The sequence below is a fragment of the Enterobacter sp. KBR-315C3_2022 genome (genome assembly GCF_041399425.1).
Classification (GTDB): Bacteria; Pseudomonadota; Gammaproteobacteria; order Enterobacterales; family Enterobacteriaceae; genus Enterobacter.
Genome location: NZ_JBGKEB010000003.1, coordinates 1 through 22,823, shown reverse-complemented (window position 1 = coordinate 22,823; position 22,823 = coordinate 1). Strand labels below are relative to the sequence as shown.

Below are 22,823 nucleotides of genomic sequence, written 5' to 3'. Positions count from 1 at the left end.
GTAGCGCCACCGGGGAGAGTTTACACTATTAGCCGATGGTCATCAGGCTGGCGTTACCGCCCGCCGCCGCGGTGTTGACGCTGAGCGAACGCTCCACGTACAGGCGCTCCAGCAGCAGGTTGGTTTCGCCGCGGGCGAAGCCCTGCACCGACACAATCGCGCCACTGCGGGCCGCAACCTGCTCGCACAGCTCGCGCAGCTGGTCGGAGTCCCCGTGGTAGATCACCGCGTCAAACGGCTGGGCTAGCATCGCGTCCGGTTTCGCAAAGTGAATGCGGGCAGAGACGGCTTGCGGCAGCTGTTTTGCCAGATCGCGATGCAGCGCATCTTCCGGCCACAGCACTTCACACCCGGTTGCCATAGCCGCCGCCAGCTGAACCAGCGCGTCCTGCTCGTTATCCGCCACGCACAATACGCGCTCGCGCGGCATCAGCGTCCAGGTGTTGCGCTCGCCGGTTGGCCCCGGCAGCAGGCGCTGCGTGCCGGCCTGCGCCAGCTCGCCGTACTGCTCGGCAACGGTGCGCAGTTCCGGGCGCTTATCAGCCCACGCGATGAGCGCGTCCAGCGGCTGGGTCAGAACGGCTTTCACCTGCGCGTCCACCGGATACTCCGCGTCCTGTCGCGCAAGCGTCACGCCCAGCGCGTTCTCCGGACGGTTCGCCAGCAGGCGGTACAGGTACAGCGGACCGCCCGCTTTCGGGCCGGTGCCGGAGAGGCCTTCGCCGCCGAACGGCTGCACGCCGACGACCGCGCCGACCATGTTGCGGTTCACGTACAGGTTGCCGACTTTGGCGCTGCCGGTCACCTGCGCGATAGTCTCGTCGATGCGGGTATGCACGCCGAGCGTCAGGCCGTAGCCGGAGGCGTTAATCTGCTCGATCAGCTCGTGGAGGTTGTTACGGTTGTAGCGCACCACGTGGAGCACCGGACCGAAGACCTCTTTTTTCAGCTCGTCGAAGCTCGCCAGCTCAATCAGCGTCGGCGGCACGAAGGTACCGGTCTGCCACTCGCGGGCGTCCTCGTTGTTCTGGCGCACCGCCTGGAAGACCGGGCGGCCCTTGGCGCGCATCGCCTGAATGTGATTGTCGATATTGGCTTTGGCTTCCGCGTCGATCACCGGCCCGATGTCGGTGGTGAGGCGGCCTGGGTTGCCCATCCGGCATTCGCCCATCGCGCCGCGCAGCATCTTCAGCGTATGGTCGGCCACGTCGTCCTGCAGGCAGAGCACGCGCAGGGCGGAGCAGCGCTGGCCCGCGCTGTCGAAGGCCGAGGCCAGCACGTCCACCACCACCTGCTCGGTGAGCGCGGAGGAGTCGACGATCATGGCGTTCATGCCGCCGGTTTCCGCGATAAGCGGCGTTGGGCGGCCCTGAGCGTCCAGGCGGGTAGCGATGTTGCGCTGCAGCAGCGTCGCCACCTCGGTGGAGCCGGTAAACATCACGCCGCGCACGCGGCTATCGGAGGTCAGCTTCGCGCCGACCGTTTCACCGCGTCCCGGCAGCAGCTGAACCACGCCCGCCGGCACGCCGGCTTCCAGAAGAATGTTGATCCCCTGAGCGGCAATCAGCGGCGTTTGCTCAGCCGGTTTCGCCAGCACGCTGTTGCCTGCGGCAAGGGCGGCGGCAATCTGGCCGGAGAAGATCGCCAGCGGGAAGTTCCACGGGCTGATACAGACTACCGGGCCCAGCGGACGGTGCGTTTCATTGTCGAAATCATCGCGCACCTGTCCCGCGTAGTAGTGCAGGAAGTCCACCGCTTCGCGCACTTCGGCGATGGCGTTGCTGAAGGTTTTACCCGCCTCGCGCACCAGGATGCCGATAAGCTGCTGCATCTGATCTTCCATCAGCACCGCGGCGCGCTCCAGAATGGCGGCGCGCTCCTGCGGCGGGGTGGCGAACCAGATCGGCGCGTTGTTCACCGCGCTGTCCAGCGCCTGATCCACTTCCGCTTCGGTCGCTTCCCGCACGTAGCCAACGATGTCCTTCGGCTCCGCCGGGTTAATTACCGGCTGCATGTCGCCGTCGGCAGCGGGCTGTTCAAGTATCGGCTTGGCCTGCCACTTCTGCAGCGCGCTGTTGAGCAGGGCAGAGGAGAGGGAGGCCAGACGATGCTCGTTGGCAAGATCCAGACCCGCCGAGTTGACGCGGCCTTCGCCGTACAGCTCGCGCGGCAGGGCAATCTTCGGATGCGGCAGGCCGATCTGGCCTTCCTGCGCCGCCATTTTCTCGACGGCCTGCACCGGGTCGGCTACCAGCTCGTCAAGCGGCAGGGTGGTATCGGCGATGCGGTTAACGAAGGAGGTGTTCGCCCCGTTTTCCAGCAGGCGGCGCACCAGGTAGGCCAGCAGCGTTTCGTGGGTACCCACCGGCGCATAGATGCGGCACGGGCGGTTCAGCTTGCCGTCAGCGATTTTCCCGGTGACCTGTTCGTACAGCGGTTCGCCCATGCCGTGCAGGCACTGGAACTCGTACTGGCCCGGATAGTAGTTCTGCCCCGCCAGGGTGTAGATCGCCGCCAGCGTGTGGGCGTTGTGGGTGGCGAACTGCGGATAGATCAGGTTCGGCACGCCGAGCAGCTTTTTCGCGCAGGCGAGGTAAGAGACGTCGGTGTAGACCTTGCGGGTATAGACCGGATAGCCTTCCAGCCCTTCCATCTGGGCGCGCTTGATCTCGCTGTCCCAGTAGGCGCCCTTCACCAAACGGATCATCAGGCGACGGCGGCTGCGGCTTGCCAGGTCGATCAGGTAATCGATGACGAACGGGCAGCGCTTCTGGTAGGCCTGAATGACGAAGCCGATGCCGTTCCAGCCCGCCAGCTCCGGCTCGAAGCACAGCTTCTCCAGCAGATCGAGGGAGATCTCCAGACGATCGGCCTCTTCGGCATCGATGTTAATGCCGATGTCGTACTGGCGCGCCAGCAGGGTCAGGGACTTCAGGCGCGGGTACAGCTCTTCCATCACGCGGTCGTACTGCGCGCGGCTGTAGCGCGGGTGCAGGGCGGAGAGCTTGATTGAGATGCCCGGACCTTCATAAATGCCGCGCCCGTTGGAGGCTTTACCGATGGCGTGGATCGCCTGCTGGTAAGAGACCATATACGCCTGCGCGTCGGCGGCGGTCAGGGCCGCTTCGCCCAGCATGTCGTAGGAGTAGCGGAAACCTTTGTCCTCCAGCCTGCGCGCGTTCGCCAGCGCTTCGGCAATGGTTTCGCCGGTGACGAACTGCTCGCCCATCAGGCGCATCGCCATGTCAACGCCCTTGCGGATCAGCGGCTCGCCGCTTTTGCCGATGATGCGGTTCAGGGAGCGGGAGAGACTGGCTTCGTTATGGGTCGACACCAGCTTGCCGGTAAACAGCAGGCCCCAGGTGGCGGCGTTAACAAACAGCGACGGGCTGCGGCCAATGTGGGAATGCCAGTTGCCGTTGCTGATTTTGTCGCGGATCAGCGCGTCGCGGGTGGCTTTATCCGGGATGCGCAGCAGCGCTTCCGCGAGGCACATCAGCGCCACGCCCTCCTGCGAGGAGAGGGAGAACTCCTGCAGCAGGCCCTGAACCATGCCGGCGCGGCCGCTGGCGGTTTTCTGGTTACGCAGCCTGTCGGCCAGCTGATAGGCGAGGTCGTGCGCCTTCGACGCGATGGCGTCCGGCAGGCGAGCCTGCTCCAGCAGCATCGGCACCGCGTCGGTTTCGGCGCGGCGGTAGGCCGCGGTAATGGCGGCGCGGCTGACGGACTGCGGCAGGATCTGCTCGGCAAACTCGAGGAACGGCTGGTGGCTCTCCTCCACGGCGGCGGTCGCTTCTTCGCCCTCATTCGCCGCGCCCGCCAGCAGGGCAGGCAGTTCCGGCAGGTCGTCTTCGCTCTCCAGCCTTTCCAGGTAGTTAAAAATCGCCTGCTTGATCAGCCAGTGCGGCGTGCGGTCAATGCGGGTTGCTGCGGTCTTAATCCGTTCACGGGTTGCGTCATCCAGCTTAACCCCCATGGTGGTCATACCCATCCCAGGACTCCTGTTGTTCTGTAGTAGTTTTCTAACGTTGCGTGAAATATCCACCATGTTGCAACTTTGTGCAACCGTGTTAAATGTGACCTGGTCAGCAAGCTGTGAAATGAATGGATTGTTAACGAACGGTTAGCTGGAAAAGGAGACTCACTTCTGCATCTGAAGCCGCTTTTTATGCGGTACTTAACACTTTTAAAAGGTGCAACCCGTAAAAGCGTGAGCGAGTGCAACCTATAGGAAAGCCGTATCAAACCGGGGATGAATTTGATGTAAATGCAGTGTTAAATCGTTTGTCAGCGGGATGCGCTTGCGGCAGGATAGCGCGCCCGGCAACAGCACAAGATACTTTCACCACGTTCCGGTGATCATATAACAAGGCAACCCGGACGGTTGTCGCTCGACAATTTTGGAGAATTTAAATGGCTATTAGCACACCGATGCTGGTGACATTTCTCGTTTATATATTTGGCATGATCCTGATAGGGTTTTTGGCATGGCGTTCAACGAAAAACTTTGACGACTACATTTTGGGCGGCCGCAGCTTAGGGCCGATGGTCACCGCGCTCTCCGCGGGCGCTTCCGACATGAGCGGCTGGCTGCTGATGGGGCTGCCGGGCGCGATTTTCATCTCCGGTATCTCCGAAAGCTGGATCGCCATCGGCCTGACCGTCGGCGCGTGGGTTAACTGGAAGCTGGTGGCGGGCCGTCTGCGCGTGCATACCGAGGCCAACAATAACGCCCTGACGCTGCCGGACTACTTCACCGGGCGCTTCGAGGACAACAGCCGCATTCTGCGCATTATCTCGGCGGTGGTGATCCTGCTGTTCTTCACCATCTACTGTGCCTCCGGCATCGTGGCGGGGGCGCGCCTGTTCGAAAGCACCTTCGGCATGAGCTATGAAACGGCGCTGTGGGCGGGTGCTGCGGCAACCATCCTCTATACCTTCGTGGGCGGATTCCTGGCGGTAAGCTGGACCGACACCGTGCAGGCGAGCCTGATGATTTTCGCCCTGATCCTGACCCCGGTAATCGTGATTTTCACCGTCGGCGGCTTTGCCGATTCGCTGGAAGTGATCAAGCAGAAGAGCATCGAAAACGTCGACATGCTGAAAGGGCTGAACTTCGTGGCCATCGTGTCGCTGATGGGCTGGGGGCTGGGCTACTTCGGCCAGCCGCACATTCTGGCGCGCTTTATGGCGGCGGACTCTCACCACACCATCGTCCACGCGCGCCGTATCAGCATGACGTGGATGATCCTCTGCCTGGCAGGCGCGTGCGCCGTCGGCTTCTTCGGCATCGCCTACTTCAACAACAACCCGGCGCAGGCGGGCGCGGTGAACCAGAACGCCGAGCGCGTGTTCATCGAGCTGGCGCAGATCCTGTTCAACCCGTGGATCGCCGGTATTCTGCTCTCCGCCATTCTGGCGGCGGTGATGTCGACCCTGAGCTGCCAGCTGCTGGTCTGCTCAAGCGCGATCACCGAAGACCTGTACAAAGCGTTCCTGCGCAAGGGCGCGAGCCAGAAAGAGCTGGTTTGGGTTGGGCGCTTTATGGTGCTGGTGGTGGCGCTGGTGGCGATTGCGCTGGCGGCCAACCCGGAAAACCGCGTGCTGGGGCTGGTGAGCTACGCGTGGGCGGGCTTCGGCGCGGCGTTTGGCCCGGTGGTGCTGTTCTCGGTGATGTGGTCGCGCATGACCCGCAACGGCGCGCTGGCGGGAATGATCATCGGCGCGGTGACCGTCATCGTCTGGAAGCAGTTCGCGTGGCTGGGGCTGTACGAAATTATCCCGGGCTTCATCTTCGGCAGCATCGGCATCGTGGTGTTCAGCCTGCTGGGCAAAGCGCCGTCTGCCTCCATGCAGAAACGCTTTGCACAAGCGGATGCGCATTACCACTCCGCGCCGCCGTCTAAGCTGCAGCCGGAATAATTTTTCCCCCTCACCCTAACCCTCTCCCCGGTGGGGAGAGGGGATAGTCCTTTCACCTATGTGAGTCTTCATCAATGAGAATTAAAACAGGGTTAATGGCGGCGGCATTACTGATGCTGGCAGGCTGCAACGCGCCCTCGCAGCACGCGGCGGTAGAGGCGTGCAAAGCAGAAAACCAGATGCAGCAAACCACGCTCTACTTCGGCCTCAACCGTCCGGCAGGGGCGCAAATCACCGCCAGCGAGTGGCAGCAGTTTGTCGATCGGGACGTGACCCCGCGCTTTCGCGATGGCCTGACGGTGTTTGAGGCGCGCGGGCAGTGGCTCGGCAACGACGGTAAGGTGGCGCGCGAGCCGAGCAGGGCGCTGATGCTGATCCACGGTAAAGACACGCAGAGCGAGAAGAACATTGAGGCGCTGCGCGGGATCTATAAATCACGCTTCGCGCAGGAATCGGTGATGCGGGTCGATCAGCCGGTGTGCGTGCAGTTCTGATAAAAAAACGGCGGGACAACCCGCCGTTGTTGTTTTGTAGGCCGGGCAAGCGAAGCGCCGCCAGGCATGACCTTACAGCACTAACCCCGCAAAGCTCGCCGACAGCAGGCTCACCAGCGTCGCGCCGTACACCAGGCGCAGGCCAAAGCGTGAAACCACGTTGCCCTGCTGCTCATTCAGCCCCTTGATGGCACCCGCCACGATGCCAATCGAGGCAAAGTTCGCGAACGACACCAGGAAAACAGACAGGATCCCCAGCCCGCGCGGCGTCATCTGTCCGGCAATTTTTTGCAGCTCAATCATCGCCACAAATTCATTCGCCACCAGCTTGGTTGCCATAATACTCCCCGCGTGCAGGGCGTCGCTCAGCGGAATACCGATAAGCCAGGCCAGAGGATAAAAAACGTAGCCCAGAATCTGCTGGAAGCTCATGCCAAATACGCTGGAGAAAAGGGCGTTGACGGCGCTAATCAGGGCAATAAAGCCAATCAGCATCGCCAGAATAATCATCGCGACCTTAAATCCGGCGAGAATATATTCGCCGAGCATCTCAAAGAAGCTCTGGGATTCGTGCAGTTTTTCGAGCTTAATCTCCGGCTCCGCTTCCGGGCGCACCGGGTTGATCACCGAGAGAATAATAAAGGTGCTGAACAGGTTCAGAATAAGCGCCGCAACCACGAATTTGGCGTCCAACATGGTCATATAGGCCCCGACAATCGACAGCGAAACGGTCGACATCGCCGTGGCGGCCATGGTGAACATGCGGCGAGAAGAGAGATCGCCCAATACTCCTTTGTATGCAATGAAGTTTTCCGACTGGCCGAGGATCAGCGAGCTCACCGCGTTAAAGGATTCCAGCTTGCCCATGCCGTTAAGCTTCGACAGCAGCGTGCCGATGACGCGAATAAATATCGGCAAAATTCGCCAGTGCTGGAGAATACCGATCAGCGCAGAGATAAAAATAATCGGACACAGCACGCCGAGGAAAATAAACGCCAGCCCTTTTTCACCCATTCCGCCAAAGACAAAATTGGTGCCTTCGCCGGCGAATTTAAGCAGCGACTCAAAGAAACCCGACACGTATTTAATAATAAACAGGCCGCTGTCCGCGTGCAGGAAAAAGAAGGCCAGCACCACTTCAATAACGATAAGCTGCAAAATATAGCGGATGCGGATTTTGCGGCGGTCAAAGCTCACCAGCCAGGCCAGCGCCAGAATAATCACCAGTGCCAGTAGAAAATGGAGGATGTGATACATAATCAGTTTTCAGTAAGTTTTCGAGGCGCTTATTTAGCCACAGCCACGGTTAACCGTAAACGGGCATTTACGTTATAACTTATAAACATAACTGTAATAGTAGAAATAATTATCAGGCGAATGGTTTACATCTCGTCATCAAAACTCAACACATTTCGCTTGTTTTTCTTCTTGCCGTAATGATAATCACTATCACAAGAATTTACCTTTCTTTGCATCACTTGACCGCGATAAACATTTAAGGTGTCCGCATGTTTGTTCCATTTCTCATTATGTTTCGTGAAGGCCTAGAAGCGGCCCTGATTGTGAGTCTTATCGCCAGCTATCTGAAGCGAACCCAGCGCGGGCACTGGATTGGCGTGATGTGGATTGGGGTTTTCCTCGCGGCCGCGCTCTGCCTTGGTCTTGGCATTCTCATCAACGAAACCACGGGCGAGTTCCCGCAGAAAGAGCAGGAGCTGTTCGAGGGGATCGTGGCGGTGATTGCGGTCTTCATCCTCACCTGGATGGTGTTCTGGATGCGCAAGGTCTCCCGCAACGTTAAGGTTCAGCTGGAGCAGGCGGTCGATGCGGCGCTGCAAAAGGGCAATAACCACGGCTGGGCGCTGATCGGGATGGTCTTCTTCGCCGTCGCGCGCGAAGGGCTGGAGTCGGTCTTTTTCCTGCTGGCGGCGTTCCAGCAGGACGTCGGCATCTGGCCGCCGCTCGGCGCGATGCTCGGGCTGGCGACCGCGGTCGTGCTCGGCTTCCTGCTTTACTGGGGCGGCATTCGCCTTAATCTCGGCGCGTTCTTCAAATGGACCAGCCTGTTTATTCTGCTGGTCGCGGCGGGGCTGGCGGCCGGTGCGATACGCGCGTTCCACGAAGCCGGGCTGTGGAATCACTTCCAGGACGTGGCGTTCGACCTCAGCAACATTCTTTCAACCCATTCGCTGACCGGCACGCTGCTCGAAGGGATCTTCGGCTATCAGGAGACGCCGAGCGTCAGCGAAGTGGCGATGTACTTTATCTATCTGGTTCCGGCGCTGGTGCTGTTTGCGATGCCGCCGCGTGCCGGTTCGCAGGCGTCGCGCGTTGCGCCGTAATTCGTTATTTAGTTACAACATACTTTTAAAGGGAAGAGTCATGGCTAATCCGTTTCGTCGTAGTGCGTTGTGCGCAGGCATTGCCGCGCTGTTCGCTTCTGCCTTCGCCGCTCAGGCAGCAGATATCCCGCAGGTAAAAGTCACCGTCAACGATAAGCAGTGCGAGCCGATGACCGTGACGGTCAACAGCGGCAAGACCCAGTTTATTATTCAGAACCACAGCCAGAAAGCGCTGGAGTGGGAGATACTCAAAGGCGTGATGGTGGTGGAAGAGCGTGAGAACATCGCCCCTGGCTTCAGCCAGAAGATGACCGCCAACCTGCAGCCGGGCGAGTACGACATGACCTGCGGACTGCTGACCAACCCGAAAGGCAAGCTGATCGTGAAGGGTGAAGCCACTGCCGATGCCGCTAAAGGCGACGCGCTGCTCAGCCTGGGCGAGGCGATTACCGCCTATAAAGCCTACGTCACCAAAGAGACGGCGGATCTGGTGGCGGGCACAAAAGCCTTTACCGACGCGGTGAAAGCGGGCGATATCGAAAAAGCGAAATCCCTCTACGCGCCAACGCGCCAGCACTACGAGCGTATCGAGCCGATCGCCGAGCTGTTCTCTGACCTCGACGGCAGCATTGACGCCCGTGAAGATGACTACGAGCAGAAGGCCGCCGATCCGAAATTCACCGGCTTCCACCGTCTGGAAAAAGCGCTGTTTGGCGATAACTCCACCAAAGGAATGGATAAATATGCCGAGCAGCTGAACGGCGACGTGCTGGAGCTGCAAAAGCGCATCAGCGAGCTGGCCTTCCCACCGTCAAAAGTGGTGGGCGGCGCGGCCGGGCTGATTGAAGAAGTGGCCGCGAGCAAAATCAGCGGCGAAGAAGATCGCTACAGCCACACCGACCTGTGGGACTTCCAGGCCAACGTCGACGGCGCGCAGAAAATTGTTAACCTGCTGCGCCCGCAGCTGCAAAAAGAGAACGCCGACCTGCTGGCGAAAGTGGATGCCAACTTCAAAAAGGTTGACGCTATTCTGGCGAAATACCGCACCAAAGACGGGTTCGAAACCTATGACAAGCTGACCGACGCCGACCGTAACGCGCTGAAAGGCCCGATTACCACCCTGGCGGAAGATCTGGCGCAGCTGCGCGGCGTTCTGGGCCTGGATTAAGCGCGATGAAAAAGCACGACGAGTACGACGTGGCTGAACCTTCGCGGCGTCGGTTGTTAAAAGGGGTGGGGGCGCTCGGCGGCGCGCTCGCCCTGGCGGGAGGCTGCCCGGTCGCGCACGCGGCGAAACCGCAAAGCGCGCCCGGCACGCTCTCCCCGGATGCGCGCATGGAGACGCAGCCTTTTTATGGTGAGCACCAGTCGGGCATTCTCACGCCGCAGCAGGCCTCGATGATGCTGGTGGCGTTTGATTCGCTGGCAGGCGATAAGGCGGATCTCGAACGCCTGTTCCGCCTGCTGACGGCACGCATTGCGTTTCTGACCGCCGGTGGCCCGGCGCCGGATACGCCGAACCCGCGCCTGCCGCCGATGGATTCCGGTATTCTTGGCCCGTTTATCGCCCCCGATAACCTGACCATTACCGTGTCGCTCGGCGAGTCGCTGTTTGACGCCCGGTATGGACTGGCAAATCAAAAGCCGAAGGCGCTGCAAAAAATGACGCGCTTCCCGAATGATTCGCTCGATGCGGCGCTGTGCCACGGCGATCTGCTGCTGCAGATTTGCGCCAACACCCAGGACACGGTGATCCACGCCCTGCGCGACATTATCAAGCACACGCCGGATCTGCTGAGCGTGCGCTGGAAGCGGGAAGGGTTTATCTCGGATCACGCGGCGCGCAGCAAAGGCAAAGAGACGCCGGTTAACCTGCTGGGCTTTAAGGACGGCACCGCCAACCCGGACAGCAGCAATGCTGCGCTGATGAAGGACGTGGTGTGGGTTACGGCCGACCAGGGCGAGCCGGCGTGGGCCGTTGGTGGAAGCTATCAGGCAGTGCGCATTATTCAGTTTCGCGTCGAGTTCTGGGACCGCACGCCGCTTAAGGAGCAGCAAACCATCTTCGGCCGCGACAAGCAGAGCGGGGCGCCGCTCGGCATGAAGAAAGAGCATGACGTGCCGGACTACGCCAGCGATCCAAACGGCGACGTTATCGCCCTGGACAGCCACATTCGCCTCGCCAACCCACGCACCCAGGAGACGCAGTCCAGCCTGATGATGCGCCGCGGATACAGCTACTCGCTGGGCGTCACCAACTCTGGCCAGCTGGATATGGGCCTGCTGTTCGTCTGCTATCAGCACGATCTGGAGAAGGGCTTCCTCACCGTGCAGAAGCGGCTAAACGGCGAGGCGCTGGAAGAGTACATCAAGCCCATCGGCGGCGGCTATTTCTTTGCCCTGCCTGGCCCGCGCGATCGGAACGCGTATCTCGCTCAGGGGCTTATAGAAGCCTGATAATTGTCCCTGCGATAGTTCGCGGGGACATTATTTTTTTCTATGGCTAACGCACTGTTATATTACTGTAATATTTGTATATGAGACTGAATTCGCGACTGGAGTTGTCTTAAAAGTTGCGCTTAAGTAAAATAAATGTTGCATTTATGATAATTGGTGATGTACTTAGTATAAGACAGCGGTAGTTCCCGGCAGTGATGCTGTATCACTATGGAGATCGCGAATGGTTGCGTCCTGCACTGGACAAGGTAAACACAACAACCGCAACACCCGGCGCGGAGGCTCAGACTCCGGCAGCGATTTCTTCACCCCCACAATCTCCTCATCTCTTCAAAAAACGCATTCTACCGACGTGCAAAACAGTGCGCGTAGCTGTGTTGTATCGTCATCCGGAAAGGCAAGCAACGGCTTACAAGGAAGCCAACCCTCTGATGTTCGTGCGGATAATCGTGCTGAAGCTGGCGCGTATGATGAATACCAACAACTCAAGGTGCTATCCATGGGAAGACAAAAAGCAGTGATCAAAGCTCGTCGCGAAGCAAAACGTGTGCTGAGACGGGATTCACGCAGCCATAAGCAGCGCGAAGAAGAATCGGTCACCTCGCTTGTGCAGATGAGCGGCGTAGAAGCAATTGGCATGGCGCGGGACAGCCGTGATACTTCTCCAATTGTCGCGCGCAATGAGGCTCAGGCGCAGTACCTGAATGCTATCGAGAGTAAACAGCTCATCTTTGCAACCGGCGAAGCCGGATGCGGGAAAACCTGGATCAGTGCGGCCAAAGCGGCGGAAGCGCTGATTCATAAGGACGTGGACAGGATTATTGTCACCCGTCCGGTACTGCAGGCCGATGAAGATCTCGGCTTCTTGCCCGGAGATATTTCGGAGAAGTTTGCCCCGTACTTCAGGCCCGTCTATGACGTGCTTGTGAAGCGGCTGGGTGCATCCTTTATGCAGTACTGCCTGCGGCCAGAGATTGGCAAGGTGGAAATCGCGCCGTTCGCCTATATGCGCGGACGTACATTTGAAAATGCGGTCGTCATTCTTGACGAGGCCCAGAACGTGACCGCTGCGCAAATGAAGATGTTCTTAACGCGCCTCGGGGAGAACGTGACGGTCATCGTCAACGGCGATATCACCCAGTGCGACCTGCCGTCCGGCGTGAAGTCCGGGCTGAGCGACGCCATGGCACGTTTTGAGGAAGACGAGATGATAGGCGTAGTTCGCTTCACCAAAGAGGACTGCGTGCGCTCGGCGCTCTGTCAGCGCACGCTGCAAGCGTACTACTGAGTTAGCCGTTGTGTTCAAGGCCCGGGAAACCGGGCTTTGTTTTTTGTGCGGGGTTTGATGTCGGGTGGCGCTGCGCTTACCCGACCTACAATACCCTCAGGACCCGTAGGGCTGGTAAGCGAAGCGCCACCAGGCATAAAGAGCGCGGGGATTTTTGTCGGAGAACATAAACGAAAAAAGCCCGTACTTTCGTACGAGCTCTTATCTTAAATATGGCGGTGAGGGGGGGATTGACTCGCTTCGCTCGCTGTTACTCGGCCCATCCCTGGACCTCGCCCCTTCGGGGCCAACGCAGGCGTTGTTCAAAAACGCTCCCGGCGTTTTTGTGCGGGCAGCCTGTTCGCTGCGCTCTCAGTCTGTCCAACTGGCTGCGCCAGTTGTCGAACCCCGGTCGGGGCTTCTCATCCCCCCCTTTCGAAGAACATAAACGAAAAAAGCCCGTACTTTCGTACGAGCTCTTATCTTAAATATGGCGGTGAGGGGGGGATTGACTCGCTTCGCTCGCCCCGCGGGCAGCCTGTTCGCTGCGCTCTCAGTCTGTCCAACTGGCTGCGCCAGTTGTCGAACCCCGGTCGGGGCTTCTCATCCCCCCTTTCGGAGAACATAAACGAAAAAAGCCCGTACTTTCGTACGAGCTCTCATCTTAAAAATGGCGGTGAGGGGGGGATTCGAACCCCCGATACGTTGCCGTATACACACTTTCCAGGCGTGCTCCTTCAGCCACTCGGACACCTCACCATATTGTTTTTGCTGCCTGACCGCTTGGGGGGCAACGGGGCGCTACTATAGGGAGTTGCGCTAAAACGGTCAAGCAGATTTTCTGCTTTAGTGCCCGTTCGGTTAAGCAATAAGCAGCTCCACGGTTTTTACGTCGTGGAGCGGGGGATTAACGCTGGGAATCGAGCACTTCGCTGTTTTTCACGACGTCCTGCGCCTTGCTGTAGCTTTCGATCAGCAACTGGTAGGCAGGGAAGATGTGGGTGTATACCTCAGCCCATTCTGCCGCATCCGCCCGGTTCCAGGTGCGCTGGATCTCAGAGGCAACCGCTGCGGTATCCATCGGGACGACGCCTGCCTGCACTACCCGCGCCAGCGTAATTTCCTGCGCCATTTTGCTGTAGGTGCCGGACGCATCGATAACCGCAAACACTTTATATCCGTCTGCTACCGCGCTGATGGACGGAAACGCCATGCAAACGCTGGTGATGGTGCCCGCGATTATCAGCGTTTTACGTCCGGTCGCTTTTACGGCCGCAACAAACTCCGGATTATCCCAGGCGTTGATCTCCCCTTTGCGCGGCACGTACTGCGCGTGCGGCGCGTTGGCGTGGATCTCAGGGATCAGCGGCCCGTTCGGACCCTGCGGCACGGAGGCCGTCGTAATAACCGGGATCTCGGCCAGCGTGGCGATTTTCGCCAGCGCCGCCGCGTGGGCGCGCAGCTCCGGCATTGGCATGTCGCCGACGGTCTGGAACAAACCGCTTTGATGGTCGATAAGCAGCATCACCGCGTCGTTGACGTCGATAACGGGACGCGCGCCGTTGAAGTTCGCAGGGGTAGACATGGTTCTCTCCTTTATTTATCAGATCTGGCCAAAGCGGCCGGAGTTGAAATCGCGAATGGCTTCGGCGATTTCGGTTTTACTGTTCATCACAAACGGGCCATATCCGACAATCGGCTCGTTTAGCGGCTCGCCCGCCATCAGCAGGACCTTTGCGTCGCTGCTGGCTTCCAGATGCAGCCTGTCGCCGTCCTGGCTCAGAACGACCAGCTGCGCTTCACCCGCCTGTGCGGTGCCGTTTACCGTCACGCTGCCTTCAAGGACGACCAGCGCGGTGCTCCAGCCGTCAGGCTGCTCAAGCGTCAAATGGCTTCCCTGACGCAGCGCGATGTCCCAGACGTTCAGCGGTGAAAAGGTATGCGCCGGGCCAGAAGTATCGCCGTAATGCCCTGCGATAACCCGCAGGGAGCCGCCGTCGTCAGGCAGCGTCACGACCGGGATCTGGCTTTTGGTGATGCTTTGATAGCCCGGCGCCGCCATCTTGTCCTTGGCCGGCAGGTTGACCCACAGCTGCATCATCTTTAGCTCGCCGCCTTTCTGCGCAAATTCGGCGGAGTGGAACTCCTCGTGCAAAATACCCGCGCCCGCCGTCATCCACTGCACGTCGCCGGGGCCGATAACGCCGCCTCTGCCGGTGGAATCGCGATGCTCAACTTCTCCGGAATAGACGATGGTGACCGTTTCAAAGCCGCGGTGCGGATGCTCACCCACGCCGCGCTTGACGCCATCCCCCGTGAAGGTGTGCGGGCCCGCGTAGTCCAGCAGCAGGAACGGGCTGAGCGGCTCGCCGTGGGTTTGATAAGAAAACATCGAACGTACCGGAAAACCATTGCCAACCCAGTGCTGGCGGGGGGCGGTATAAACACCTGTGACGTTTTTCATGATTTGCTCCTGATGTTTTGTTGATGTAATTAGCTTATATTCAGCATTAATATTCCGGTAGGGAGTGAAAATGACATTCACTGTTCCAAAATAAGAACGATGGGGGCATATGCAGGATCTCAATGATTTCGCCTGGTTTGTGAAAGTCGTGGATCACGGCGGGTTTGCGGCAGCGGGCCGGGCGCTCGATCAGCCTAAGTCCAAACTTAGCCGCCGCATCGCCCAGCTGGAGGAGCGGCTGGGCGTTCGCTTAATCCAGCGCACTACGCGGCAGTTTACGGTGACGGAGGTGGGGCACACCTTCTATCAGCACTGCAAAGCGATGCTGGTCGAAGCGGAGGCCGCGGAAGAGGCGGTTGCTGCGTTGCAGGCCGAGCCGCGTGGGATTGTGCGGATCACCTGCCCGGTAACGCTGCTGCATGTGCACGTCGGGCCGATGCTGGCGAGGTTTATGGCGCGTTATCCGGGCATTAACCTCCAGCTTGAGGCCACGAACCGGCGTGTCGATCTGGTGGGAGAGGGAGTGGACGTCGCGATCCGCGTTCGCCCGCGTCCGTTTGACGACAGCGATCTGGTGCTAAGGGTGCTTGCTGACAGGGGGCATTGCCTGGTGGCTGGACCGGCGCTGATCGAACGAATGGGTAAGCCTGCGGTGCCTTCTGAACTGAGCGAATGGCCCGGCCTCAGCATGGGGGCGAGTAAGCAGGTGCATAAGTGGGAGCTGTGCGGACCGGAAGGGGCAAAGGCCGACATTCATTTTGCGCCGCGCTTTATTACTTCCGACATGCTGGCCCTGCGGGAAGCCGCGGCGGCAGGCGTGGGCGTGGTGCAGCTGCCGATTTTGATGGTGAAGGATCAGCTTGCGTCCGGCGAGCTGGTACGGGTGCTGGAAAAATGGGAGCCTCGGCGGGAGGTGATACATGCGGTTTATCCCTCCCGGCGCGGGCTGCTGCCGTCCGTCAGGACGCTGGTGGATTTTCTCACCGAAGAGTATGCGCGGATGGTGGAGGAATAAGGGGCAACGGATCTCAACCGCATTTTTTGCAACCCCGAAGCCTGGCACCTTAATTTTGGCTTAAGCTATTTCTCAAATAATAACGCCTCTTGTTTAAGGGGATATTTAATGAAGAACTTACTGATTTCACTGGTGATGATGGCGGGATGCGCCGGAACGGCGATGGCGCAGCCCGTAACGGTTGACGTGCCCAGCGGGTATAAGGTCGTGGTTGTTCCCTCTTCAGAAACGGTCACGGGGGCCATTGCCACTACCGTTCCTCAAGCCGTGTATGTGGCACCTGCCGCTGCTCCGGCGGCGGTTTATCATCCGCGCGCCCGGCATGTGGCCAGCGTTGCCGAGGGAATGGTGATTGAACATCAACATGATGATCATCACTAGGGAGACGCTTTTTCGATGTCGGGTGGCGCTGCGCTTACCCGACCTACGAACAATTACGCCCGTTGTCGAACCCCGGTCGGGGCTTCTCATCCCTCCTTGAGGCGTGCAATATGCGAAAAAAAAGCCCGCATTTGCATGCGAGCTCTTCTTTAAATATGGCGGTGAGGGGGGGATTGACTCGCTTCGCTCGCCCTGCGGGCAGCCTGTTCGCTGCGCTCTCAGTCTGTCCAACTGGCTGCGCCAGTTGTCGAACCCCGGTCGGGGCTTCTCATCCCCCCTTTCGGAGAACATAAACGAAAAAAGCCCGTACTTTCGTACGAGCTCTTATCTTGAATATGGCGGTGAGGGGGGGATTCGAACCCCCGATACGTTGCCGTATACACACTTTCCAGGCGTGCTCCTTCAGCCACTCGGACACCTCACCATATTGTCATCCCGTTGTTGCTGGGACGGGCGCTAATGTAAGGAAAAGCCGAACCGCCGTCAACTCACTTTTTGAGTAAATTAGCGCATTTAGACAAACTTCAAGCAACCTGATTCCTAAATGTGCTGAAAGCGCTTTTTTTATCAGCACCCGATTCGCCCGGAATTTTGTTATGCTGGCGATCCAGTTGAAAATGAAAACAAAACAGCGCAATAAAAGGCAGGAATGACTATGGATATTCTCTTCTATCACCCCACTTTTGATACGGCTTACTGGATTGAGGCGCTTTCAGCTGCGCTACCCGGCGCTCGCGTGCGCGAATGGACGCAGGGCGATAATGAACATGCCGACTATGCGCTGGTCTGGCATCCTCCCGTCGAGATGCTGCAGGGCCGAAAGCTGAAGGCCGTTTTTGCCCTCGGGGCAGGCGTGGACTCTATCCTCAGCAAGCTGAAGGCGCATCCTGAAATGCTGCCCGAGTACGTTCCGCTGTTCCGCCTGGAAGATACCGGCATGGGCGAACAAATGCAGGAGTACGCCGTAAGCCAGGTGCTGCACTGGTTCCGCCGCTTCGATGATTATCAGGCGCTCAAACAGCAGTCCCGCTGGGAGCCGCTGCCGGATTATCAGCGTGAAGATTTTACAGTTGGCATCCTCGGCGCAGGCGTGCTGGGCTCGAAAGTCGCGCAGGCGCTTGCGCCGTGGGGATTCCCGCTGCGCTGCTGGAGCCGCAGCCGCAAGGATTATCCCGGCGTAGAGAGCTTCGCGGGAGCGGATGAGCTCCCGGCGTTTCTCAGCGGAACCCGGGTGCTGATCAATCTGCTGCCCAATACGGCGGAAACGGTTGGGATCATCAACGCTCGGCTTCTTAACCAGCTCGCCGACCAGGCCTATGTCATGAACCTCGCGCGCGGCGTGCATCTGGTTGAGGACGATTTAATACAGGCGCTGAACAACGGCAGGCTGAAGGGCGCGATGCTGGACGTTTACAGCAAAGAGCCGCTCCCCGCCGAGAGCCCGCTGTGGACGCACCCGCGCGTGGCGATGACGCCGCACGTAGCGGCGGTGACGCGTCCGGCAGAAGCCGTGGCGTATATCTCACGGACCATCAGCGGGATAGAGAAGGGCGAGGCGGTCACCGGACAGGTCGACAGGCAGCGCGGCTACTGAGAGAAACCCGGCGTTTGCCGGGTTTTTGCTAATATTCGCCGCTGATAACTGCTATCCTTTGAAAAAAATCACGAGGAGAGAGAGATGTATCCCGTTGACCTGCATATGCACACCGTCGCCAGCACCCACGCGTACAGCACCCTTCATGACTACATCGCGCAGGCGAAACGCAAGGGCATTAGGCTCTTTGCGATAACCGATCACGGTCCCGACATGGCGGATGCGCCGCACTACTGGCATTTTGTGAATATGCGCGTCTGGCCGCGTCTCGTTGACGGCGTCGGAATCCTGCGCGGCATTGAGGCGAACATCAAAAATACCGACGGTGAAATTGACTGCACCGGCCCGATGCTGACCTCCCTCGACCTGATTATCGCCGGTTTCCACGAGCCCGTGTTTGCCCCGCAGGACAAGGAAACGAACACGAAGGCGATGATCGCGACCATCGCCAGCGGCAATGTCCACATCATTAGCCACCCTGGAAACCCGAAATTCCCGATTGATATCCAGGCCGTTGCTGAAGCCGCAGCCAAACACCGCGTGGCGCTTGAAATCAACAACTCCTCGTTTACACACTCGCGCATCGGCAGCGAGGCGAACTGCCGCGCGGTGGCGGCTGCCGTTCGCGATGCTGGCGGCATGGTGGCGCTGGGCTCCGATTCGCACACCGCCTTCACCCTGGGCGAGTTCGGCGAATGCCGAAAGGTGCTGGACGACGTGGGGTTCCCGGAGGAGAGGATTTTAAACGTCACGCCGCGCCGAATGCTCGATTTTCTTGAATCACGCGGCATGACGCCGATTGATGAATTTGCCGATCTTTAATTGTGTAATGGACTAAAAAAATGAATGAGTTTTCCATCCTCTGCCGCGTGCTGGGTACGCTTTACTATCGTCAGCCGCAGGATCCGCTGCTGGTCCCGCTCTTTACGCTGATTCGCGAGGGGAAGCTGGCGCAGAACTGGCCGCTGGAGCAGGATGATTTGCTGGAGCGCCTGCAAAAAAGCTGCGACATGCAGCAGGTTTCAACGGATTACAACGCCCTGTTCGTCGGTGAAGAGTGCCGGGTATCGCCATTCCGCTCGTCCTGGCAGGAAGGCGCGACGGAAGCGGAAGTGCGCGCGTTTCTTTCCGAACGCGGGATGCCGCTGACGGACGCCCCGGCCGACCATATCGGCACGCTGCTGCTGGCGGCCTCCTGGATTGAGGACAATGCGGGCGACGATGAAAACGAAGCCATCGAAACCCTGTTCGAAAACTATCTGCTGCCGTGGTGCGGTACTTTCCTCGGCAAGGTGGAAGCCCATGCCACCTCGCCGTTCTGGAGAACGCTGGCCCCAATGACGCGTGATGCCATCGCGGCAATGTGGGACGAGCTGGAAGAAGAGAACGAAGAGTGATGTAAGTCACAAAGTTTCTGCAACGATACATTTCATCGTTCACAAATTGTGCTTACGATCTCATTTATAGGGCGCGCTTCTGTTAAGATGCGCGCCATGAACATACTACTTTGCATTGCACTCACTACGGGCATTCTCTCCGGTCTTTGGGGATGGGTGGCTGTCTCGCTGGGATTATTAAGCTGGGCCGGTTTTCTCGGCTGCACGGCTTACTTCGCCTGTCCTCAGGGCGGCATCAAAGGCTTCTTTATTTCGGGCTGCACGCTGATGAGCGGCGTTATCTGGGCGCTGGTGATTATGAAAGGCAGCGCGCTGGCTCCGCATCTGGAGATCCTCGGATACGCGATGACCGGCGTGGTGGCTTTTTTGATGTGTATTCAGGCAAAACACCTTCTGCTCTCTTTCGTGCCGGGAACCTTTATGGGCGCGTGCGCCACCTTTGCGGGGCAGGGCGACTGGAAGCTGGTTGTCCCTTCGCTGGCGCTGGGGCTGGTGTTTGGCTATGCCATGAAAAACAGCGGGCTTTGGCTGGCCGCCCGGCGTGAGAAGGCGGGAACAACCACGACGGTGAGTGAATAAAAAAAGGCGAGAAAATTCTCGCCTTTTTTGTGCGCCCGTTCCGTCAGGATTCCGGCGGCACCGACATCTCGCGGTATTTCACCAGCACGTCATTCTTCACGTCATTCTTATTCTGCAGATCCCACAGCCCGCGATCGATGCCGTCGTTAATCAGGAATATGACGCCTGTTTCAATGGCGGACATCAGGCACAGCATCACAGGCTCGTTGGAGGTATACCCGATTTCACCCTCCAGCAGGCGCTGGTAGTCGATGAAGCGGAAGACCCCGGCCTGCACCTCATAAGAGAGGATGGTTTTGCTGGTGTTCACCGAGGACAAAATTTCCCCTGTGCTGACGTTGACCACCCGCAGGTTCACCGCAATCTGATCGAGCTGGTACTGCGTATCCGCGCCGATACCGAAGTAGCGGGCACCCGCGCCGCCGGATTTCACGTTGCTCTCATATCCGATGATTGAGCCTTCCACCATAATATTCGCCGCGGTGAGGGACTGGAGCGGCGTGCGGTTATTTACGCCAACCGTGCCGTTCTCCTGAGCGGCGCGAATAATTTTTCGCTCGTTCAGCAGGTTTTGCAGGCCCTGGCGTTCCAGAGGAATAAACCAGCGCGAATCCTTCAGCGCGGTAACCAGCATCGCGGTCGCGCTTTGCGGTACGGCGGTCGAGAAGTTACTTGCCGGGTACGGTTTGAACTGCCCCGTTTCGTCCTGAATGTTATATACCGAGACAAATATCTTGCCGGTGGGTATCGGCAGATGGGTTAAATCACGATAGCTTTGAGCCCGAGGCATTAACGTTGGCTTAGCGGCTTCTTTAGGAGGAGCAGTTAAACACCCGCTCAATAAGCACACTGCAACAAGAATCAAAAAGCGCTGCATGATGATTGTCCTTATTTCGACGTCGTCTAGAAGTCAGTTGAATTAGACTGCAGACCCGAAACCTGAATGGTGGAAGTTTTTCCGGTTTTACGATCCGTCACGTTCAGCTGAAGCTGCCCATCTTTATTGGCGATATCGACGATAAAGTCGTTTGTCACCATGCGGCCGGGTTTACCGGTATTAATATTGGTTAATAATCCACCTAATATTTGCGACTGGATGGCCTGGGTGAAGTTATCCAGCGCGGACGGCGTTTCGATACCGAAATTGTCGTCGAAGCTGGGGTCTTTATAGGAATTTTGTGCCTGGGCTTCGTTAAGCATGAATGCCCCGTTATTCGGATTGCCGCCAAAATTCGGGTTGCGGAACTGGAAGGTCATATTTCCGGCCCAGCTTAGCGGCGCAATGAGCATTAACGAAATCACTGTGTGTGCGAGACGCATTACAGCCTCCAAAATTGGTATCGTTGCTAAAACTCATCTTTGGCTAAATCACCTGTGCTCAGGAGCGCTTTATCGAGCTGCAGGCGATTAATAGCCTCTTCAGTTTGCGCCAGCGCAAAAGCGACGTTCTTGTCGAAGTCTCTTTTGGTTGGGAAGAGGAAGGTCTGGTAAATAACGTCCTGATTGGCCGTTATGGTTATCCAGCTTCCCCATCGTGCGCTGGGCCGTTCGTTGATCGTTAAATTTCCATGGTATTCGCTTTCCCATTTATCGCTGAACGCGCGGTAGAAATCGTGCCCGATAGATGAGACCGTATGGTCAGTTAACAATCCGGGCACCTCAACTTCTACCGCCTGGAGGTGTCCGGCAGCGAGCAGGAAGCCCGCTGCGGTAATCCAACTCAACGTGCGTTTCATGCTGTTAACGCCTGAGGTTATCGTTGGCCCATGAAACTGCCTGAGTCCGGTTCTTTACCGCGATTTTCTTGAAAAGATTATAAAGGTGGGTCTTAACCGTGTTTTCGCTGATAAATAACGACCGGGCAATTTCAATATTTGAAGCACCGATGCGCAGCTTGTTCAGGATCTCTTTTTCGCGGTGCGTGAGCAGCGCAGATTCAGAGCTGTTATAGCGGTAGTTTCCGGAGTGGGTGATAAGATAGCTGGCAAGCTTTTGCGAGAAGTAACACTCCCCCCGTAATATTCCCTGCAGCCCTTCCACCACGCGGTTCTCTTCTTCCGTAACGTAAAATACGCCATTAATATGCGGCCAGCTTTCGATGTCCCGATAGGGATATTCGTCAGGGGTATTCAATAATAACACGCGGATATTATTGTTTTTCCTGCTTAAGTTATCTTGCCAGTAATGGATTAGCTTTTTATCCGCTTCCATCATATCGAGCAGAATGATGCTGCCAGAAGCAATATCATCAAAAGAACGTTGAATATTATGCAATTTCCCGGTTACTGAGAGAGATTGCTTTAAATGCTGCAATAACGCGGTTGCTTGTAGAGAAGGCTTGGTGATCAACAGTAATGTATGACCATGTAAACTATGGACTTCATTAAACATGATGAAACCCCACTTTATTTATGGCACCTGGCAGCTATCCCTGCATTAATAATCAGGGATACCAGAAGTACTGACAGATGTGGCACTGCTGTGTGTAGAATCAGACCATCCCCCGCGTGGGGGAGGTAAATTAAAACAAAATGACTTACTGCTGACTTCAATCTAGCTATTACGAACTTTAAAGCAAGTGTTAATGGTGTAACAAAATGTAAAATTCAATTTTTAGATGTTAATATCAACATGTCAATTACAGTATAATTAATGAAAAAGTTGTACAGATAAATACGCGTGCACACATTTTGAAAATCATACAAAATAAATCAAACTATTGATATTTAATGTTTTTATTTCCTTGTGCCAGGGGTTGGTAATGTATGAGCTTACTAAAAAATCTAAGCATCCTGGGCGCGTCGCTTACATCTTAAGAAAACGGGCCTCGCGGGCCCCCGGGGGGGGGAGGGGGGGGGCGGGGGCCCCAAAAGGGGGCCGGCACATGCCCGGGGGGGGGGTATTTTTTTTT

The 22,823-nt window shown here is 57.7% G+C and carries 21 protein-coding genes, 2 tRNA genes and 1 other RNA gene; 13 read left to right on the top strand and 11 right to left on the bottom strand.

Translation table 11 applies throughout. The features are described 5' to 3' along the window. Nucleotides 1-28 precede the first annotated feature (28 nt). The gene (putA, locus tag AB8804_RS04615; protein WP_371183565.1) at nt 29-3,991 is read right to left on the bottom strand and encodes a trifunctional transcriptional regulator/proline dehydrogenase/L-glutamate gamma-semialdehyde dehydrogenase; all 3,963 of its coding nucleotides are present in this window, start codon (nt 3,989-3,991) and stop codon (nt 29-31) included. A 422-nt stretch (nt 3,992-4,413) separates the two neighbouring features. On the opposite strand from putA, the gene putP reads away from it, so the two are divergent. Both putP and AB8804_RS04605 read left to right on the top strand, forming a co-directional pair. Beyond that, on the top strand, nt 4,414-5,922 hold the full coding sequence (gene putP / locus AB8804_RS04610; protein ID WP_371183562.1) for a sodium/proline symporter PutP: 1,509 nt from the start codon (nt 4,414-4,416) through the stop codon (nt 5,920-5,922). Nucleotides 5,923-5,996: 74 nt separating this feature from the next. Continuing rightward, a complete protein-coding gene (locus tag AB8804_RS04605) occupies nt 5,997-6,416 on the top strand; it encodes a DUF3574 domain-containing protein (RefSeq protein WP_371183560.1) in 420 nt (139 codons plus the stop codon). A gap of 72 nt (nt 6,417-6,488) precedes the next feature. On the opposite strand, the gene AB8804_RS04600 is transcribed toward AB8804_RS04605, so the two are convergent. After that, nucleotides 6,489-7,673: a NupC/NupG family nucleoside CNT transporter gene (locus AB8804_RS04600; RefSeq protein ID WP_371183557.1), complete on the bottom strand. Its 1,185-nt coding sequence runs from the start codon at nt 7,671-7,673 to the stop codon at nt 6,489-6,491. Between the two features lie 251 nt (nt 7,674-7,924). Here AB8804_RS04600 and efeU point away from each other — a divergent pair, with 251 nt between their 5' ends. From efeU to phoH, 5 genes are all read left to right on the top strand, one after another. Then, nucleotides 7,925-8,758 carry an iron uptake transporter permease EfeU gene (gene efeU, locus AB8804_RS04595; protein WP_371183555.1) on the top strand — a complete coding sequence of 278 codons (834 nt, stop codon included), beginning with the start codon at nt 7,925-7,927 and terminating at the stop codon, nt 8,756-8,758. Nucleotides 8,759-8,798: 40 nt separating this feature from the next. Further along, complete coding sequence (efeO, locus tag AB8804_RS04590; RefSeq protein ID WP_371183553.1) at nt 8,799-9,926, top strand: iron uptake system protein EfeO; 1,128 nt, start codon at nt 8,799-8,801, stop codon at nt 9,924-9,926. Nucleotides 9,927-9,931: 5 nt separating this feature from the next. After that, a complete protein-coding gene (efeB, locus tag AB8804_RS04585; protein ID WP_371183551.1) occupies nt 9,932-11,215 on the top strand; it encodes an iron uptake transporter deferrochelatase/peroxidase subunit in 1,284 nt (427 codons plus the stop codon). 197 nt (nt 11,216-11,412) lie between these two features. Continuing rightward, entirely contained in the window at nt 11,413-11,736 is a 324-nt protein-coding gene (locus AB8804_RS04580) for a hypothetical protein (protein ID WP_371183549.1), read from the top strand. Further along, nucleotides 11,715-12,503 (top strand): phosphate starvation-inducible protein PhoH, encoded by a 789-nt coding sequence (gene phoH / locus AB8804_RS04575; protein WP_371183547.1) that lies wholly within the window; start codon nt 11,715-11,717, stop codon nt 12,501-12,503. Before AB8804_RS04580 ends, phoH begins: the two co-directional genes overlap by 22 nt. Nucleotides 12,504-13,153: 650 nt before the next feature. Here the strand turns inward: phoH and AB8804_RS04570 are convergent. The 3 genes from AB8804_RS04570 to AB8804_RS04560 form a co-directional block, all read right to left on the bottom strand. Beyond that, nucleotides 13,154-13,241: transfer RNA gene (locus AB8804_RS04570), tRNA-Ser, on the bottom strand. Between the two features lie 148 nt (nt 13,242-13,389). Further along, a complete protein-coding gene (locus AB8804_RS04565) occupies nt 13,390-14,067 on the bottom strand; it encodes an isochorismatase family protein (RefSeq protein WP_371183545.1) in 678 nt (225 codons plus the stop codon). An 18-nt stretch (nt 14,068-14,085) separates the two neighbouring features. Further along, on the bottom strand, nt 14,086-14,946 hold the full coding sequence (locus AB8804_RS04560) for a pirin family protein (RefSeq protein ID WP_371183542.1): 861 nt from the start codon (nt 14,944-14,946) through the stop codon (nt 14,086-14,088). Between the two features lie 109 nt (nt 14,947-15,055). Between AB8804_RS04560 and AB8804_RS04555 the strand changes: the two genes are divergently transcribed. Both AB8804_RS04555 and AB8804_RS04550 read left to right on the top strand, forming a co-directional pair. After that, entirely contained in the window at nt 15,056-15,961 is a 906-nt protein-coding gene (locus AB8804_RS04555) for a LysR family transcriptional regulator (RefSeq protein WP_371183540.1), read from the top strand. A gap of 108 nt (nt 15,962-16,069) precedes the next feature. Further along, nucleotides 16,070-16,342: a hypothetical protein gene (locus tag AB8804_RS04550; RefSeq protein WP_371183538.1), complete on the top strand. Its 273-nt coding sequence runs from the start codon at nt 16,070-16,072 to the stop codon at nt 16,340-16,342. Nucleotides 16,343-16,498: 156 nt separating this feature from the next. Here AB8804_RS04550 and AB8804_RS04545 read toward each other — a convergent pair. Both AB8804_RS04545 and AB8804_RS04540 read right to left on the bottom strand, forming a co-directional pair. Next, a non-coding RNA gene (locus AB8804_RS04545) (RtT sRNA) lies at nt 16,499-16,634 on the bottom strand. Between the two features lie 44 nt (nt 16,635-16,678). Beyond that, nucleotides 16,679-16,766: transfer RNA gene (locus AB8804_RS04540), tRNA-Ser, on the bottom strand. Nucleotides 16,767-16,997: 231 nt separating this feature from the next. On the opposite strand from AB8804_RS04540, the gene ghrA reads away from it, so the two are divergent. The 4 genes from ghrA to AB8804_RS04520 all read left to right on the top strand — a co-directional run bounded on the left by ghrA (nt 16,998) and on the right by AB8804_RS04520 (nt 19,912). After that, a complete protein-coding gene (gene ghrA, locus AB8804_RS04535; protein ID WP_371183536.1) occupies nt 16,998-17,936 on the top strand; it encodes a glyoxylate/hydroxypyruvate reductase GhrA in 939 nt (312 codons plus the stop codon). A gap of 84 nt (nt 17,937-18,020) precedes the next feature. Next, a complete protein-coding gene (locus AB8804_RS04530) occupies nt 18,021-18,758 on the top strand; it encodes a phosphatase (RefSeq protein ID WP_371183533.1) in 738 nt (245 codons plus the stop codon). A gap of 20 nt (nt 18,759-18,778) precedes the next feature. Then, nucleotides 18,779-19,333, top strand: coding sequence for a molecular chaperone (locus tag AB8804_RS04525; protein ID WP_371183531.1), 555 nt, complete (start codon nt 18,779-18,781; stop codon nt 19,331-19,333). A 96-nt stretch (nt 19,334-19,429) separates the two neighbouring features. Further along, complete coding sequence (locus AB8804_RS04520; protein WP_371183529.1) at nt 19,430-19,912, top strand: DUF1097 domain-containing protein; 483 nt, start codon at nt 19,430-19,432, stop codon at nt 19,910-19,912. 43 nt (nt 19,913-19,955) lie between these two features. On the opposite strand, the gene csgG is transcribed toward AB8804_RS04520, so the two are convergent. The 4 genes from csgG to csgD are packed head-to-tail and all read right to left on the bottom strand — an operon-like array spanning nt 19,956 to nt 22,303. Then, a complete protein-coding gene (gene csgG / locus AB8804_RS04515; protein WP_371183527.1) occupies nt 19,956-20,789 on the bottom strand; it encodes a curli production assembly/transport protein CsgG in 834 nt (277 codons plus the stop codon). A gap of 26 nt (nt 20,790-20,815) precedes the next feature. Next, nucleotides 20,816-21,232 carry a curli production assembly/transport protein CsgF gene (gene csgF, locus AB8804_RS04510; protein ID WP_371183524.1) on the bottom strand — a complete coding sequence of 139 codons (417 nt, stop codon included), beginning with the start codon at nt 21,230-21,232 and terminating at the stop codon, nt 20,816-20,818. A 26-nt stretch (nt 21,233-21,258) separates the two neighbouring features. Next, nucleotides 21,259-21,648, bottom strand: coding sequence for a curli production assembly/transport protein CsgE (csgE, locus tag AB8804_RS04505; protein ID WP_371183521.1), 390 nt, complete (start codon nt 21,646-21,648; stop codon nt 21,259-21,261). A 4-nt stretch (nt 21,649-21,652) separates the two neighbouring features. Next, nucleotides 21,653-22,303 carry a biofilm master transcriptional regulator CsgD gene (csgD, locus tag AB8804_RS04500; RefSeq protein WP_371183518.1) on the bottom strand — a complete coding sequence of 217 codons (651 nt, stop codon included), beginning with the start codon at nt 22,301-22,303 and terminating at the stop codon, nt 21,653-21,655. Nucleotides 22,304-22,823: the final 520 nt, after the last annotated feature.